Consider the following 16,973-nt stretch of genomic DNA (forward strand, 5'->3'; position numbering starts at 1 on the left):
AAAGGACGCAATGGTAAACTCTCCGGTCCCGCCTTGCCCAATCCGGCCAAGCGACGCGAAGGAATCCCCATGAATGCCCCCACCCGCCCCAGCGGCCGCGCCAGCGACCAGCTGCGCACGGTCACCATCGAACGCCACTACACCCGCCACGCCGAAGGCTCGGTGCTGGTGAGCTTCGGCGACACCCGCGTGCTGTGCACCGCCAGCATCGAGGACCGCGCGCCGGCATGGCTGCGCGGCAAGGGCGAGGGCTGGATCACCGCCGAATACGGCATGCTGCCGCGCGCCACCAATACCCGCATGCAGCGCGAAGCCGCGCGCGGCGGCCAGGGCGGCCGCACCATGGAAATCCAGCGCCTGATCGGCCGCAGCCTGCGCGCCTGCGTCAACCGCCAGGCGCTGGGCGAGCGCGTGATCACGCTCGATTGCGACGTGCTGCAAGCCGACGGCGGCACCCGCACCGCCGCCATCACCGGCGCCTATGTGGCGCTGTCCGATGCCGTCGCCGTGTTGATGAAACGCGAAAACCTCAAGCGCAACCCGATCGTGGGCGCGATCGCCGCCGTTTCCGTCGGCATCTACAAAGGCACGCCGGTGCTGGATCTGGACTACGCCGAGGATTCGAACTGCGACACCGACATGAACGTGGTGATGAACGACGGTGGCGGCTTCATCGAGATCCAGGGCACCGCCGAAGGCCATGCGTTCCGTCGCGACGAAATGGACGCGATGCTGGCGCTGGCCGAAAAAGGCATCGGTGAACTGGTCGCCGCGCAGCGAGCTGCGCTGCAATCCGATAACGCGGTCGCGCGCTGACGCAATAACCCCCTCTCACGCTTGCGGGAGAGGGGCCGGGGGAGAGGGCCGTCTGCGGTCACCATAACCCTCAAAAAAACGACTCCACCCCGGCACCCCAGGAACCCACCCATGCACCGCATCGTCCTTGCCAGCAGCAACCCCGGCAAACTACGCGAGTTCAACGCGCTGTTCGCCGACAGCGGTTGCGAGGTGGTCACCCAGGCCAGCCTGGGCATCGACGATGTCGAGGAAACCGGCCTCACCTTCGTGGAAAACGCCTTGCTCAAGGCGCGCCACGCGGCACAGGTCAGCGGCCTGCCCGCGCTGGCCGACGACTCGGGCCTGTGCGTGGAAGCCCTCAACGGCGCGCCCGGCCTGTACTCGGCCCGCTACGCCGGCGGCCACGGCGACAGCGCCGCCAACAACGCGAAACTGCTGCAGACGCTGGATGGCATGGCGCCCGATCAACGCCGCGCCTTCTTCATGTGCGCACTGGTGTTGCTGCGCCACGCCGCCGACCCCACACCGCTGATCGTCGAGGGCCGCTGGCACGGCCGCGTGCTGGATACGCCGCGCGGGCCGGGAGGCTTCGGCTACGACCCGCTGTTCCTGCCCGATGGCCAGACCCAAAGTGCCGCGGAACTCGACCCCGCCCTGAAAAACCGCCTCAGCCACCGCGGCCAGGCCATGGCCAAACTGCAGGCGCGGCTGGCTGAGCTGACATGAGCCTGCTGGCGCCACCGCTGTCGCTGTACATCCACATGCCGTGGTGCGTGAAGAAGTGCCCGTATTGCGACTTCAACTCGCACGGCCTGCGCAACACGCCGCCGCCGTACGCCGAGTACATCGATCACCTGCTGGCCGATCTGGACGCCGACCGCGTGGATTTCGGCGCGGCGCTGGCCGGGCGGCCGGTGGTCAGCATCTTTTTCGGCGGCGGCACGCCCAGCCTGTTTTCGCCCGAACTGATCGAACGCCTGCTCGACGGCGTCCGCGAACGGCTGCCGCTGGCGGCGGATGCCGAGATCACGCTGGAGACCAACCCCGGCACGGTCGAGCACGGCCGTTTCGACGGCTACCTGAAGGCTGGCGTCAACCGCATCTCGTTCGGCGTGCAGAGCTTCGACGACGACAAGCTGCGCCGGCTGGGCCGCATCCATTCGGCCGCGGAAGCCGAGCGCGCGGTGAAATCGGCGCAGGACGCCGGCTACGCCAACATCAATCTCGACCTGATGTATGCCCTGCCCCAGCAGATGCTGGAGGGCGCGCTGGCCGACGTGGATCGCGCCGTGGCGCTGCAGCCCACGCATATCTCGCACTACCAGCTGACGCTGGAACCGAACACCGTGTTCGCCGCCAACCCGCCGCCGCTGCCCGATGACGACCACGCCTGGGCCATGCAGGAGGCGTGCGAGGCGCGCCTGGCCGCCGCGGGTTACGGCCAATACGAAATCTCCGCCTACGCCCAGCCAGGTCGTCGCTGCGCGCACAACCTCAACTACTGGCGCTTCGGCGACTACCTGGGCATCGGCGCCGGCGCCCACGGCAAGCTCAGCGACGCCGCCAGCGGGCAGGTACGACGGCGTTGGAAATCGCGCAACCCGCGCGCCTACATGGACGCCGCGGGCACGGCCGCGCGGATCGGCGGCGACCAGATCGTCACGGCCGGCGAGCTGCCGTTCGAATACATGTTGAACGCGTTGCGACTGATCGATGGCGTGCCGCTGCAGGATTTCGGCGAGCGCACCGGCTTGTCATTGACCACGATCGCCACCTCGCTGAACGACGCGCAACAGCGCGGCTGGCTGCACCCCGACCCGCAGCAATTGCGCACCACCGCACTGGGCCAGCGCTTTCTCAACGACGTGATCGCCAGCTTCCTGGCTTGAGTGGCAGTGACAAAACGCTCATGGTTACGTCACCGCATCGGGCATAGACTCGGCCTCTCGCGTTGTCCGGGATCACTTTGAAGATCGAGCTCACCGAAGACGCGCCGTCCCCTGAAAAGCCTGGTTGGCCGGCGCGCACACAACGACTGGTGGATGAAGTGCGCGGCCTCTGCGCCACCTGGCTGCACGAGCCGCTGCGCGCGTGCCTGGGCGATTTCGACCGCCGCCTGCACGACAAGTCCGACCGCACGCGCAGCCACGTGGATCAACAGCGCTACCTGGCCACGCGGCAAACCCTGCTGCAGGGGCGGCAGGTTTTCGAAGAGCGTTTCGTGGCCAGCATCGACCGTGCGTTTGCGCAGATCGGCACTGCCACGCCACCCACCGCGAAGAAGCCGGGACTCACGCTGAGCCTGCTCGATGCGGTCGAGCACGAATTGACCGCCGCGCTGGATCAGCTGGTGGCGCGCAACGAGGCACGCAACGGCCCGCTGCTGGTGGAGCTGAGCTATCGCCTGGCCGTGCTGGTGGCGGCACCACCGCTGGAAGGCGAACGGCTGCCGCTGGGGCCGCAAGCCATGGCGGCCGCGTTCCGCGACGCCACCGCCGCGCTCAACCTGCCCAGCGAGCACGACGTGCTGCTGTTGCAAAGCCTGGAAAGCACTCTGGTGCCAGGGCTGGCCGGGCTGTATGAAATCATCAATCGCCACCTGCTCGCCGAAGGCCTCCTGCCGCGCCTGCGCGCGTTTCCCATGGCGCGCACACCGGTGCGCAAGCAACCACCCTTGTCGCTGGAAGCCGCGATACCGCCAGCACCCGCCACGCCACCGGGCAAAACCACGGCGGCCAGCGCACTGGACCTGCTGCGCGAACCGTTGATCCGTCGCCGGCGCGCCAGCCCGACTCGCAACGATGCCGGCCTGGTAGCCACGGAAGAGGAATTGCGCGCCGCGCTGACCGCGTTGCAACAGCGCCCCAGCCTGATCCCCGGCCATGCCGGCGGCGCGCCCGCCAGCGCGACGCAACTGCGCCGTGCGTTGCTTGGTTGCCTCAACGTGGCCGGTGCCAGCAAGGCGCCATCGTTTGTCGATGCTGCCAACGTGCGCCTTGGCGACGAGCAGGACGACATCCTGGAGCTGGTGGCGCGGCTGTTGCAGTCGCTGGCCGGCGCCATGCGCCCGGCCGGAAAGGCCCGCGCCCTGCTCGGCGATCTGCAACTGCCGCTGCTGCGCCTGGCGCTCGCCGACCCGGGTTTCTTCGAGGCGGGGCATCCGGCGCAGTCGCTATTGGGCACGTTTGCCGACGCGGCGCGCGACTGGATCGAGGACAGCGACAGCGAGGCCGATCGCGGAGTCATCAGCTCACTGCACCAACTGGTGGATCGCGCCATCTGGGAGCCGCCCACCGCCGCGCTCTACACCGCGTTGCAGGGTCAGCTCGATGCCTACCTGGCGCAACTGCAACGCAAATCGCAGCTGGCCGAGCGGCGTCATGTGGAGGCGATGCAAGGGCACGACCGGCTGGAGCAGGCACGCCACCGCGCGGCGCAGCTGATGGCCGAACGCAAGGACCCCAGCCGCCCGGAAGGCGGCCTGCGTGGGCTGATCGACCGCGCATGGACCGACGTGCTGGCGCTGACCCTGTTGCGCCACGGCGAACAGAGCGAGGCGTTTTCCAGCCGGCTGCTCATCACCGACCAGCTCTGCGGCAAACGCCCCGTCAGCAACCAGCACGCCCTGCGTCACGGGCTGGAAACCGGCCTGCAGCAGATCGGCATGCCAGTGGAAGAAAGCGCGGAACTGGCCCAGTGGCTGTTCGCCAGCGACGCCGACCCCGCCTCGCGCGGCCCCAGCACCACAAGCCTGGCGATGCGGTTGAAACATCGCCTCGGTGACGCGCCGGCAGCGGACGCGACAGGCAATCGCGGCGACGACGAAACCGATCCGCGCGTGCGCGAGGCGCTGCAGCAGTTGCGGCAGAAACCCGCGGGGGACTGGTTCGAATTCGCCGCCACCCAAAGCGCACCCATCCGCGCGCGCAAGCTCGCCTGGTACGCCCCGCATGGCGGGCGTTGCCTGCTGCTCAACCGGCGTGGCCAGCCGTGGGAAAACATCACCTTGCCGCAACTGGCGCAAAAACTGGTCACCGGCGAGGCACGGCCCTGCGCCGCCCGGAAACCACCGTCGCTACCACCCGCCTGGCGCGCCATGACCGACGCCCCGCAGCAACCGTGATGGCTGCTGCCACGGCGCCCGTCGCATGCGCCCCACTGCCGCTGAAACAGCATGACACGCCCACGACAACCGGCATAAACTCGTCGTTCCGGAAAACGACGGGATCTGCCATGGACGCGGAGCAGCTTCGACGCGGTTCACTTGTGTCCGACCCAGCGCCAGATACCAGTCGCGGCCGCTGGCCGGCCCGGGCCCAGCGTTTGCTGGAAGACATCTGCGCCCGCTGCGTGGCCGAGCTGCACCAGCCCCTGCAACGAAGCCTGGCCGCGTTCGACCAGCACGTCTTCATGCGCGCCGAGAAAGCGCACCAGGCCAGCGAGCAACAGGAATATTTCGCCACCCGCCAACGGGTGCAGCAGGATCGCGCGGCCCTGGGCCAGCGTTTCGCCAACCGGCTGGTGGTCTCGTTCGACCGCATCGGCCACCACACGCCGGCGCCGACAAATCATCTGGGCACCTGGGGCCAGCTCGAATTGCTGGACCCGGTCGAACACGAGCTGAGCATGACGCTGGAGCAGTTGTCGGCCCGCGCCGAGGCGCGCCACGGCACCGTGCTGCATGAGCTTGGCTACCGTCTCGGCGTGCTGGTCGCCGCCCCGCCGCTGGAGGGCGAAGCGCTGCCGAACGGCCCGCGCGCGCTTATCCACGCGTTCCACCACGTCAGCGGCTCGCTCGCCCTGCCGCTGACGCAGCAGCAGACCTTGCTGCATTGTTTCGACCAGTCGGTGCTGCGCACGCTGGGGCCGCTGCTGGCCGCGGTGAACGCGCGGCTGCTGGACGACGGCATCCTGCCGCGCTTGCGCGGCACGCAGCTGCCGCGCCACGTCGCCAGCCGGCCGCATGCCGTACCCACGCCCGACGCCGCGCCAGCGGCTGCCGCGCGAAATGCCCCGGCGGCGCACGAGCCGATCGCGGTGCTCGAATCGCTGCGCGACCTGCTGTCGCAGCAGCGCAGCACTGACGGCACTGGTAGCGGCCAGCCCGCCGGTCGCGCCGCCAGCCCGGAAGAACTTCAAACCGCACTCGCCGCGTTGCAGGCGCACCTGGTCGCCGTCACCGATCACGCCAGCCGCGAGTTGCGCAGCGCGCAGCGGCTGCGCGACGAGCTTCTGGTCCACCTCAACAGCGGCAAGCCTGCCGACGCGCCGCGCACCGAGCTGAGCAGCGAGCAGGGCGACACGGTGGAGCTGGTGGCGATGCTGTTCGAGCAGCTCGGCGAGCAATTGCAGCGCAACGGCAATGCCAAGGCACTGCTCGGCGGCCTGCAGCTGCCGCTGCTGCGGGTGGCGATGACCGACCACGATTTCTTCGAACGGCCCGAACACCCCGCGCGGCAGTTGCTGGATACCGTCACCACCACCGCCAACGACTGGTTCGACGGCGGCGACGAGGAAAGCAACCGGCCGCTGGCGGCCAAGCTGGAACAGCTGGTCTCACGTGCCCGGCAGGAGCCGCCCAGCGCGGACTTGTATGCCAGCCTGCTGGCCGACATCAAGCGCCATGTCGAAGTGCTCAGCCGCAAGGCGCAGGCAGCCGAACATCGTCATCTGGAAGCCGCGCAAGGTCGCGAGCGGCTCGACCAGGCCCGCCAGCGCGCCACCGAACTGATGGCCGAACGCTTCGCGCAGTCGCCGCCGCGTGGCCTGCTGCGTGCGCTGCTGGATCGCGCCTGGTCCGACGTGCTGGCGCTGACCCTGCTTCGCCACGGCGAGGACAGCGAGGCCTTCGCGGCGCAGCTGCAGGTCACCGACCAGTTGCTGGGCCGGGTGCCGACGACCGACCGGCAACAGCTGCGCCAGGACGTGGAAACCGGCCTGCAGCAGATCGGCATGCATGCGGAGGAGGCCGAACAGGTCGCCCAGCGCCTGCTGGGCATCGACAGCGCCGCCCCCGCGGTGGACCTGCCCAGCGCCACCGACCTCGCCATGCGCCTGAAGCATCACCAGCGGCTGGGCGAGCAATCCGATCAGCCCGAACCCGCCACGCAGGTCCAGCCACCCGTCGACGCGCACGAGCGCGAGATCCAGCTGCGACTGCGCCGGATGCCGTTCGGCAGCTGGTTCGAGTTCGAGGACGCCGCCACCGGCCAGATCACCCGACGCAAACTCAGCTGGTACTCGCCCATGTCCGGCCGCTGCCTGATGGTGACCCGGCGCGGCCAGCGCGGCGAGGAAATGACCCTGGCGCAACTGGCCCATGACATTGCCCGCGGCCGCGCGCGCGAAATGCCCACGCCGCGCGAAAGCCTGCTCGACCGTGCCTGGCACGGCCTGACCGGCGCCTTGCGCCAATCCACCACCCCGAGCGCCGTGGCGCAGGGATACCGTCGCCCATGAATTCACCCGACAACCCCGCCAACCAGCGCCGCAGCGAGCGCAAGCCGATCAACTTCACCGCCGTGGTGACCGACGTGATCAGCGGCCAACCGCTGGGCCACCTGGGCAACCTGTCGGTGGGCGGCATGATGCTCATCAGCTCCAAGGCACCGCGCAACGAGGCCCTGTACCAGGTCAGCCTGACCCTGCCGGCGCAGCCCGGCCTGCAACCGTCGCAGCCGATCGAAGTGGGTATCCAGGAACAATGGCAGGCCGCCGCCGCCAGCCCGGGGCAGATCTGGGCCGGCTATCGCATCGTGGCAATCAGCGATGCCGACGCCGGCCACCTGGACCGCTGGCTGGCGCAAGCCTGACCTTCTTCACTGGCCGGCCACCCGCCGCCGTCGCATCATCGGGCCACCGCTTATCGCGGCCGTACCCGCGCGACGCCGTGATGAAACCCTTCGCGCCGCCCCGCTGCGGCCGCCTCGACGAAGGGAAAAACCATGCACGATCAGCTCGCCGCCCTGTACCCCCAACACCTGGCCACCTTGCGCGAACGCGCCGACAAGGCACTGGCGCTGGGCGGTTTCGACCATCTGCTGATCGCCGCCGGCATGCCTACGGAAAAATTCCTGGATGACCAGGATTTCCCGTTCGCCGTCAATCCGCATTTCAAGCACTGGCTGCCGCTGACCGACGCGCCGGGCAGCTGGATCATCCACACGCCGGGCCGGAAGCCGAAGCTGGTGTTCCTGCAGCCGCGCGATTACTGGCACGTGGTGCCGCAGGCGCCGCAGGGCTACTGGGTCGAGCATTTCGAGATCGTGATCGTGCGCAACGCGGCCGAGGCGCTGGCTGCCCTGCCCGCCGGCAACCGCGCGGTGATCGCGCCCGGCCCGGTCGAGGGCGTGGAGGTAAACAACCCCGGGGCCGTGTTCGATTATCTGCACTGGCATCGCAGCTTCAAGACGCCGTACGAACTGGCGCTGATGCGCGAAGCCAGCCGCATCGGCACCCGCGCCCATCGCGCCGCCGCCGACGCCTTCCGCGCGGGCGCCAGCGAGTTCAACATCCACATGGCGTATCTCGACGCCGCTCGCCAGATCGACGCGGAGCTGCCGTACGCCAGCATCGTGGGCCTCAACGAACACGGCGCCGTTTTGCACTACAGCAGGTTCGACCGCACACCGCCGCCGTCCAGCCGCTCGCTGCTGATCGATGCCGGCGCCAGCGCCGCGGGTTATGCCAGCGACATCACGCGCACCTACGCCGCCGCGGACGCCGGCGAATTCCAGGCCCTGATCGACAGCGTCGACGCAGCCCAGCAGGGCTTCGTGTCGATGGTGCGCGCCGGCCAGAGCTACCCCGACCTCCACATCCATGCCCACCACGTGCTGGCCGGCGTGCTGCGCGAGCACGGCATCATCCGCATGAGCGCGGAAAGCGCGGTGGAGTCCGGCGTCAGCAGCGCGTTTTTCCCCCACGGCCTGGGCCATTCGATCGGCTTGCAGGTGCACGACGTGGCCGGTTTCCAGCAGGGCGAACGCGGCGGCACCATCGCCCGCCCGGCCGGCCATCCCTACCTGCGCATGACCCGCACGCTGGAGCCGGGCATGGTGGTGACCATCGAACCTGGCCTGTATTTCATCGACATGCTGCTGGCCGAACTGCGCGACAAACCGGTGTCGAAGGACATTGACTGGGACAAGGTCGAAGCCTTCAAACCCTACGGCGGCATCCGCATCGAGGACGACGTGGTGTGCACGGACGACGCGCCGGAGAACCTGACCCGCGATGCGTTTGCGCAAGCCAGCTGACCCGACCCAGCGCCGTCGTCACAACCGCTCCGTACACCTGCCGAGCGGTAGCCGATCCCAACCATTGGCCGAAAGATCGGCACAAAGCGTGTTTTCGCCGGGAAACAACATGGGCATTGGCCTGAGCCCGGCCCTGATCGTCGAGAACAGCGGCCCGGTGCAATAACGCCGGCACCACCTGCTGGTCGAACTGATCGATTCCGGCGCGCAGGGCACCATCGCGCACATCATCGGTCTGCCAACGCCGCTGGCTCGACCGGTTGCGTCTGCGGCAGGACGCCCCGCCGCCTGTACCCGGAGTCCGCGAAGAACGCCAACCAGCGGCATACGTGACGATGGCCGCCGCTTCGGCATTGCCAACGGAAGCTGCCGTGGCAGGTTATGGCCGCGTCGTTCCCTGGGCTACACAAACGCGAGCCGTCCGGCTACCGTGATGACGATCACGAGGTTTCGTTATCCACCGTCAACGTCAAGTGCCGGCGGGAACAGGGGGCAGGCTCTTGGCGCGTATTCACTTTATTTCCGGGTTGCCGCGTTCCGGCTCGACCTTGCTGGCAGCATTGCTGCGGCAGAATCCGCGTTTCCACGCCGGTATGAGCGGGCCGCTGGCCGGCATGGTCGGCGCGTTGCTGGCCGAGATGAGCGGGCGCAACGAATTCTCCCTGTTCATCGATGACGCTCAGCGCCAACGCGTCGTGCGCGGCTTGTTCGACAACTATTACGCCGACTGCAGCGCCGAGGTGATCGTCGACACCAGCCGCGCCTGGTGTGCGCGGATAGGAGCGATGGCGCAGCTGTTTCCCGACGCGAAAGTGATCGCTTGCGTGCGCCACGTGCCGTGGATCATCGACAGCATCGAGCGGGTCATCCAGCGCAACGCGTTCAGCCCATCGTCCATCTTCAACTACTCCCCCGGCGGCACTGTCTACACCCGCGCCAACGGCGTGGCCGGCTCCGACGGTCTGCTGGGCTATGCCTACGACGCGCTGAAGGGCGCGTTCTACAGCGAGCACGCCGACCGGCTGCTGCTGATGCAATACGAAACCCTCACCACCGATCCGGCCAGGGTGCTCAAGGCCATCTACGAATTTCTCGGTGAGCCGGCCTTCACCCACGACACCGACCACGTCGACTACGACGCGACGGCCTTCGACCATCGTGCCGGCACGCCGGGATTGCATACCGTGCGGCCCCGGGTGGCCGCGATCGAACGCAACACCATCTTGCCGCCGGACCTGTTCCGCCGCTTCGAGAACGACGCCTTCTGGCGCGACCCCAAGCTCAATCCGCGCGGCGTGCGCATCGTCTGAAGCCCACGCCGGCCTTCATTCGGGCCGTTTGCCGATAACCCCATCGCGTCAATCGTCCTAACCGGCGTGCCGAGGAAAACACCATGAATCGCATTTACCGTCTGGTCTGGAACCGCGCGTTGCGCGTCATGCAGGTGGCCTCGGAGCTGGCCCACACCACGCGTGGCAACGCAGGCAGCACGCAACGCCGGCCCGCACTGCGCACAACCCGGCTGGCCGCCGCCGTTGGCGCGGTACTGGCGGCGGTGGCCCTGCCGAGCTGGGCGGCGACCACGCCCTGCACACCGAGCGCGACCGTGACCTGCGGTACCAATGGCGGTACGGGTGGCATCGGCACCTTCCTAGTGGGCGGCACGGGCGGTACGGGTGATGCCGGTAATGCCGGCGGAGCTGGTGGCGCCTCCGGCACCGGCTCGTCAGGCCAGGGTACCTACGGCAGCGGCGGCAGCGGCGGTGGCTTCAACAGCATCGGCGGTGGCGACGGTAACAGCGGTGGCGGTGGCGGTGGCGGCGCCTCGGGCGGCGGCGGCTCCAGCTTCGGCAGCGGCGGTGGTGGCGGTGGCGGTGGCGGTAGTTTGCAGACGGGCGGGGTGGGTGGCGGCGGCGGCGGCGGCAGCTCCGGAGGCTACTACAGCGGCGGCGGCGGTGGCGGCGGCGGCGTGGCGGTAACCACCAGCACGACCAACTCGAACACCATCCAGGGCGGCAGCGGCGGCGACGGCGGCTTCGGCGTCGGCTACGGCGGCGGCGGCGGCGGCGGTGGCGGCGCGGCGGTGCTGATCGGCAATGGTTCTTATTTCATCAACAGCGGAACGCTGCTTGGCGGCAGCGGCGGCAGCGGCGGCGCCGGCGGCAGCGGCAGTTACGGCGGCGGCGGCGGCGGCGGCGGCGTGGCGACCACGGGCACCGGGGTCACCCTCACCAACGAGGCTGGCGGCCTGATCCAAGGTGGTCAGGGCGGCGTTGGTGGTTCTGGCAGCGCCGGTGGTGGCGCCGGTGGGGCCGGTGGCGCTGGCGTTGCCGCCGGCACCGGTTCCACCATCATCAATGCCGGCAGCATCCGCGGCGGCCTGAGTGATGATGGCACCACCCGGGCCAATGCCATCGACCTCAGCGGCGGCGACAACACGCTGACGCTGGAGAACGGCTACAGCTTCACCGGCAACGTGGTCAGCAGCAGCGGTACCAGCAACGGCGGCGACACGCTCGGTCTGGGCGGCGACAGCACGACTGACGGCGGCGCCGGCGACGGCAGCTTTGATCTCTCGACCATTGTTGCCAGTGCACCGGCCAGTTACAGCGGAACGCCGGTTTATTTCGGCTTCAACCACTACGAAAAAACCGGCAGCAGCACCTGGACGCTGACGGATACGGGCAGCGGCCAGAACTGGCAATTGCTGGCTGGCACGCTGCAAGTCGGTACGAGCACCACCACCGCCTCACTGGGCGGCTCCCATGGCCAGGACGGCACTGTCGGAAGCGATGGCAGCGGAAGTAGCAACGGTACAGTCGGTGGCAGCGGGACAGATGGCAGCCTCGCAGTTACCGCAGAACGCGGCACCCTTCTGAACGTGACGGCGGGCAGTGAAGTCCACGGTGGTAGCGGTGGTAACGGCGGCAAAGGTGGCAAAGGTGGTGATGGCAGCGCACCGCCCTCTTTCACCCCCGGCGGTAACGGCGGCACCGGCGGTAGCGGCCGGCATGGCGGTGACGGAATCAGCGGCACACAATTCATCGCCACCAATAACGGCACAATAGCTGGCGGTAACGGCGGTAACGGCGGTAACGGCGGTGATGGCGGTAACGGCGGCAGCAGCGGGCTCCCACCGGTGTCCGGCACCGGCGGCAGCGGAGGTAGTGGCGGCACAGCCATCAGCGGCACTGAATTCACCTTTACCAACAACGGCGTTATCACCGGGGGCAACGGCGGCAATGGCGGCACATCCCCCTACAGCGCCCTTACCAACATAGGCGGTACAGGCGGCGCAGGCGGTGCAGCACTCAGCGGTTCCGGATTCACCCTCGTCAACAACAACACCATCCACGGCGGCCATGGCGGTAGCGGTGGCAACTCCTCCCTGCCAAACGGGCCTGGCCTCTCTGGCCAAAGTGCAGCCGGCGTCATTGCCACGGGTAACTCCACCATCTTCAATGCCGGCAACATCAGCGGCGGCACCCAGGCCGATGCAGTGGATTTCAGCGGCGGTGGCAACACACTGACCCTGGAAAACGGCTACAGCTTCGGCGGTAACGTGGTCAGCAGCAGCGGTAGTACCGGTGGTGGTGACACGTTGGCGCTGGGTGGCGACACCGACCCCAGCACAGCTTTCGATGTGTCCCACATCGTGAGTACCGCGCCGACTTCGTACACCGCTACCCCGCAGTATTACGGCTTCACCAACTACCAGAAAACCGGCAACAGTACCTGGGCGCTGACCGGCAACACGACGGCGGTTACGCCGTGGACGATCAGCGCCGGCACCTTGTCGGTGTCAAGCGACAACAACCTCGGCGCTGTTTCGGGTGGCCTGCTCCTTGATGGCGGCGCGCTGCAAAACACCGCTGCGTTCACCACGGCACGGGCCATCGGACTGGCCAGCGGCGGCGGCACCTTCAAGGCCGACAGCGACCTGACCCTGGCCGGCGTCATCAGCGGCACCGGTGCCTTGCTGAAGCAGGGTACCGGCGTGCTTATGCTCGACGGCAACAGCAGCGCGTTCGCCGGCACCAGTACGGTGCAGGATGGCAGGCTCGTCATTGGCAGCGTCGCCGGTAATGGCGCAGCACTGGGCGGCAACGTGACGGTGGACAGCGGCACCACGTTAGGCGGCCACGGTGGTGTCGGTGGCAACGTCGATGTGCTGGACGGTGCGCACCTGGCACCGGGCAACAGCATCGGCACGCTGACCATCGGCGGCAATGCCTCCTTCGCCCACAACAGCCAGCTTGATTTCGAGTTTGGTGCGCCGGGCGCGAACAACCAGACCGCCGGCAGCGGCGACAGCGTGCACGTGGGCGGCGACCTCGCACTGGATGGTGCCGTGCTCAACGTCACCGATGCCGGCAGTATGGGGCCGGGTCTGTACAACGTGTTCACCTACGGCGGCACGCTGACCCAAACCAATGGCGGCATCGGCTTGGGCGCCATGCCAGCCGGTGACACCCTGATGATCCAGAGCCTCACTGCGCAGAAGCAGATCAACCTGCTCGCCACCAGCAGCCTGACGCTGAGCCTGTGGAACGGCGATGGGCTGGCCACGGCTACGCAGATGGGCGGCGGCAATGGCAACTGGTCAGCTACGTCGCCGAACTGGACCGACGCCCACGCGGCGGTATCCGCGCCGATGCAGCCGCAACCCGGCTTCGCCATCTTCGGCGGCGCGGCCGGTGCGGTAACGGTGGACGACAGCGCCGGTGTGGTGAGTGCGCTCGGCCTGCAGTTCGCCACCGACGGTTACACGCTGGACGGTAACGCGCTGACCCTGGTCGGCGATAACGGCATCGCACCGGTGATCCGCGTGGGCGACGGCTCCAGCGCCGGCGTCGACATGACCGCGACCATCGGCAACGTGCTGGCCGGCAGTGACGGCCTGACCAAGAGCGATCTCGGAACGCTGGTACTTACCGGCACCAATACGTACAGCGGCGGCACCACGATCAGCGGCGGCACGCTGTCGGTCGCCAGCGACGCCAACCTCGGTGCCGCCAGCAGCAACCTCAGCCTGAATGGTGGCGTGCTGCAGGTCACTGGTACCACGTTCAACAGCACTGCGCGCACCCTCGCCATGAGCGCCCAGGGTGGCGGCATCGACATCGCCGATGCCGGCAACCGCTTTACCGCGGCACAGGCGTTGAGCGGCAGCGGCGCACTGAACAAGCTCGGCGCCGGCACGCTGGTGCTCACGGGTGCCAACACCTACAGCGGCGGCACCTTGATCACGGCCGGCACGCTGCAAGGCGATGCCAGCAGCCTGCAGGGCAACATCACCAACAACGCCGCCCTGGTGTTCGACCAGACGGCCAGCGGCACCTTCGCCGGTGCGATCAGCGGCAGCGGCTCGCTTGCCAAAAGTGGCACGGGCACGCTGACCCTCACCGGCACCAACACCTACACCGGCGGCACCACGATCAACGCCGGCACCCTGCTGGGTGATGCCACCAGCCTGCAGGGCAAGATCACCAACAACGCCGCCCTGGTGTTCGAGCAGACCGCCACCAGCACCTTCGCCGACGCGATTACCGGCAACGGCTCGCTGAGTCTGGGCGGCGGCGGCACGCTGGTACTGACCGGCAACAGCAGCAGCTTCGCCGGCAGCACTACGGTGCAGGCCGGCACACTGGAGGTGGGCGACGCGGCGACGCCATCGGCCGCCCTCGGTGGCAACGTGACGGTCAATGCGGCCGGCACGCTGCGCGGCCACGGCACCATCGGCGGCAACGTTACCAATGGCGGCACGGTGTGGGCCGGCGGTTCGATCGGCACGCTGACGGTTCAGGGCAACTACGTGCAGGCCGCCAACGGCGTGTTGAAGATGGATGCCACACCCACCGGCCAGGCCAGCCTGTTGAACGTGGTCGGGACGGCCAGCCTCGCAGGCAGCTCGCTGGTACTGGCCGAAGCGGGCACGTGGGCGCCGAGCACCGACTACACCATCCTCACCGCGAGCGGCGGCGTGAGCGGGCAGTTCACCTCGGCCAGCTCCAGCCTGCTGTTCCTCAACCCCGTGTTGAGCTATGGCGCGAATGCGGTGACGCTGTCGCTGCAGCGCAACAGCATCAATTTCAACACCGTGGCGCAGACGCCGAACCAGCTTGCCGTGGCCACCGCGGCCAATGGCCTCGGTTCAGCCAATGCCACCTACCTCGCCCTGACCACGCTCGACGCGGCCAGCGCGCGGCACGCCTTCGACCAGCTGTCGGGCACGATCTACCCCGGTACTCGCACGGCACTGATCGACGACAGCCACCATGTGCGCGATGCCGTCAACCGCCACCTGCTGGGCCTCAATCACGACGGCAGCGAAGGTGCGACGGCCGACGGCGTCAGCGTCTGGACCAGCGTCTGGGGCCACGGCGGGCACGATGACGATGACGGCAATGCCGCCACGCTGCAGGCCAATGGCAGCGGCGTACTGCTCGGTGCCGACCTGCCACTGGGCAACAGCCGACTGGGCGTGGTAATCGGCCATGGCCAGAACTCGATCCGGTCCAACAGCGTGGGCTCGTCGGCGCATGTGCTCGGCGACCATGCCGGCCTCTACGCGAGCAGCACGTTCGGTGCGTTCGAGCTGCGCGCCGGCGCGGCGTATGCGTGGCAGGACGTGCGTGGCCATCGCACGGTCGCGTTTGGCAGTTACAGCGAAAGGCTCACCAGCCAGCATCATGCGCAGACAACACAGGCCTACGTGGAAGGCGGCTACCGCTTCGACGTGAGCGCGAGCCAGCAACTGCAGCCGTTCGTGAACCTGGCACACGTGCGTGTGCATGACGATGCCCTGCAGGAAGGCGGCGGCGACGCCGCGTTGGCCATCGCCGCCAACAGCGCCTCCGTGAACACCGCCACGATGGGCCTGCGCGACACGCTGACCCTCGATGCCGCTGGCGGCATCCGTGCCCATGCCAGCCTTGGCTGGCGGCAGGCCTGGGGTGATCTGACACCCGTCAGCTCGATGCGCTTCGTGGCAGGCGGTGACAGCTTCGCAATCGCCGGCATGCCGGTGGCGCGGCATGCCGTGACCACCGATCTCGGCATCGACTTCAAGCTGGCGAAAAATGTCACCGTGGATGCCAGCTACCTAGGCCAGTTCGCCAGCGGCGTGCAGGACCAGGGCGCACGCATGAGTTTGACCGTGACGTTCTGAGACCGGTTTCGGCCTGCCAACCCGCGAAGTGATTCGCGGGTTGGCAGGCCGAATGTCGCGGGCGAATTCCAGGCCTTGATCGACAGCATCGACGCGGCCCAGCCGGGCTTCGTGTCGATGGTGCGCGCAGGGCAGAGCTACCCCGAGCGGCACGTCCACGCCCACGGCGTACTGGCCGGCGTCTTGCGCGAGCACGGCATCATCCGGAAGGTGCGGAAAGTGCGGTGGCATGATCGCCCGCCCGGCCAGCCATTCGTACCTGCGCATGACCCGCATGCTGGAGCCGGGCATGGTGGTGACGATCGAACCCGGGCTGTATTTCATCGACATGCTGCTGGCCGAACTGCGCGACCAATCCTTGGCCGGCGACATCGACTGGGCGAAAGTCGACGCGTTCGGCCCCTACGGCGTCATCCGCATCGAGGATGACGTGGCCTGCACCAATGACGCGCCGGGAAACCTCAGCCGCAATGCGTTTGCCGCACTCGGTTGATGGGTGCATCACCTGCGCGAGGTGTGCTGCCCCTCGCAACCGCGCCTTGACCCGAAGTCGAGTAGCTCTCGGGAACCACCCCCCAAAGCTCTCACAGAACCGTACGTGAGACTCTCGCCTCATACAGCTCTTCCTGTCCAACCATTCATGTTCAGCATGGCGTGGAACCCCGGTGCGGAAACAACCTGGGTGGGGTACCGCTGCCTGACTCGCGCCAGCCATCGCGCAGCTTGAGCCACACTGCAATACCTTT

At 68.1% G+C, this 16,973-nt stretch carries 9 protein-coding genes and 1 pseudogene; all 10 read left to right on the top strand.

Going from position 1 to position 16,973, the window contains the following annotated elements; genetic code table 11:
* Positions 1–69 precede the first annotated feature (69 nt).
* The gene (rph, locus tag ASD68_RS13405) at positions 70–816 is read left to right on the top strand and encodes a ribonuclease PH (RefSeq protein WP_056607705.1); all 747 of its coding nucleotides are present in this window, start codon (positions 70–72) and stop codon (positions 814–816) included.
* A gap of 111 nt (positions 817–927) precedes the next feature.
* Positions 928–1,524 (top strand): RdgB/HAM1 family non-canonical purine NTP pyrophosphatase, encoded by a 597-nt coding sequence (gene rdgB, locus ASD68_RS13410; RefSeq protein ID WP_056607706.1) that lies wholly within the window; start codon positions 928–930, stop codon positions 1,522–1,524.
* Positions 1,521–2,687, top strand: a complete 1,167-nt coding sequence (gene hemW / locus ASD68_RS13415; RefSeq protein ID WP_056607709.1) for a radical SAM family heme chaperone HemW — start codon at positions 1,521–1,523, stop codon at positions 2,685–2,687. Before rdgB ends, hemW begins: the two co-directional genes overlap by 4 nt.
* Positions 2,688–2,764: 77 nt before the next feature.
* Positions 2,765–4,921, top strand: coding sequence for a DUF1631 family protein (locus tag ASD68_RS13420; protein ID WP_235578743.1), 2,157 nt, complete (start codon positions 2,765–2,767; stop codon positions 4,919–4,921).
* A gap of 143 nt (positions 4,922–5,064) precedes the next feature.
* The gene (locus ASD68_RS13425; protein WP_235578744.1) at positions 5,065–7,257 is read left to right on the top strand and encodes a DUF1631 family protein; all 2,193 of its coding nucleotides are present in this window, start codon (positions 5,065–5,067) and stop codon (positions 7,255–7,257) included.
* Positions 7,254–7,610 carry a PilZ domain-containing protein gene (locus ASD68_RS13430; RefSeq protein WP_056084904.1) on the top strand — a complete coding sequence of 119 codons (357 nt, stop codon included), beginning with the start codon at positions 7,254–7,256 and terminating at the stop codon, positions 7,608–7,610. Before ASD68_RS13425 ends, ASD68_RS13430 begins: the two co-directional genes overlap by 4 nt.
* A 132-nt stretch (positions 7,611–7,742) precedes the next feature.
* Positions 7,743–9,056, top strand: coding sequence for a Xaa-Pro dipeptidase (gene pepQ, locus ASD68_RS13435; RefSeq protein WP_056607720.1), 1,314 nt, complete (start codon positions 7,743–7,745; stop codon positions 9,054–9,056).
* A gap of 500 nt (positions 9,057–9,556) precedes the next feature.
* The gene (locus tag ASD68_RS13440) at positions 9,557–10,366 is read left to right on the top strand and encodes a sulfotransferase (protein WP_056607721.1); all 810 of its coding nucleotides are present in this window, start codon (positions 9,557–9,559) and stop codon (positions 10,364–10,366) included.
* An 83-nt stretch (positions 10,367–10,449) separates the two neighbouring features.
* Positions 10,450–16,227 carry an autotransporter-associated beta strand repeat-containing protein gene (locus ASD68_RS17425; RefSeq protein ID WP_056607722.1) on the top strand — a complete coding sequence of 1,926 codons (5,778 nt, stop codon included), beginning with the start codon at positions 10,450–10,452 and terminating at the stop codon, positions 16,225–16,227.
* A gap of 57 nt (positions 16,228–16,284) precedes the next feature.
* Positions 16,285–16,720 (top strand): annotated as a pseudogene (locus tag ASD68_RS13450) (M24 family metallopeptidase); the annotation flags it as partial.
* Between the last annotated feature and the right edge of the window lie 253 nt (positions 16,721–16,973).

The organism is Rhodanobacter sp. Root627 (genome assembly GCF_001427835.1).
GTDB classification, from domain to species: Bacteria; Pseudomonadota; Gammaproteobacteria; order Xanthomonadales; family Rhodanobacteraceae; genus Rhodanobacter; species Rhodanobacter ginsenosidimutans.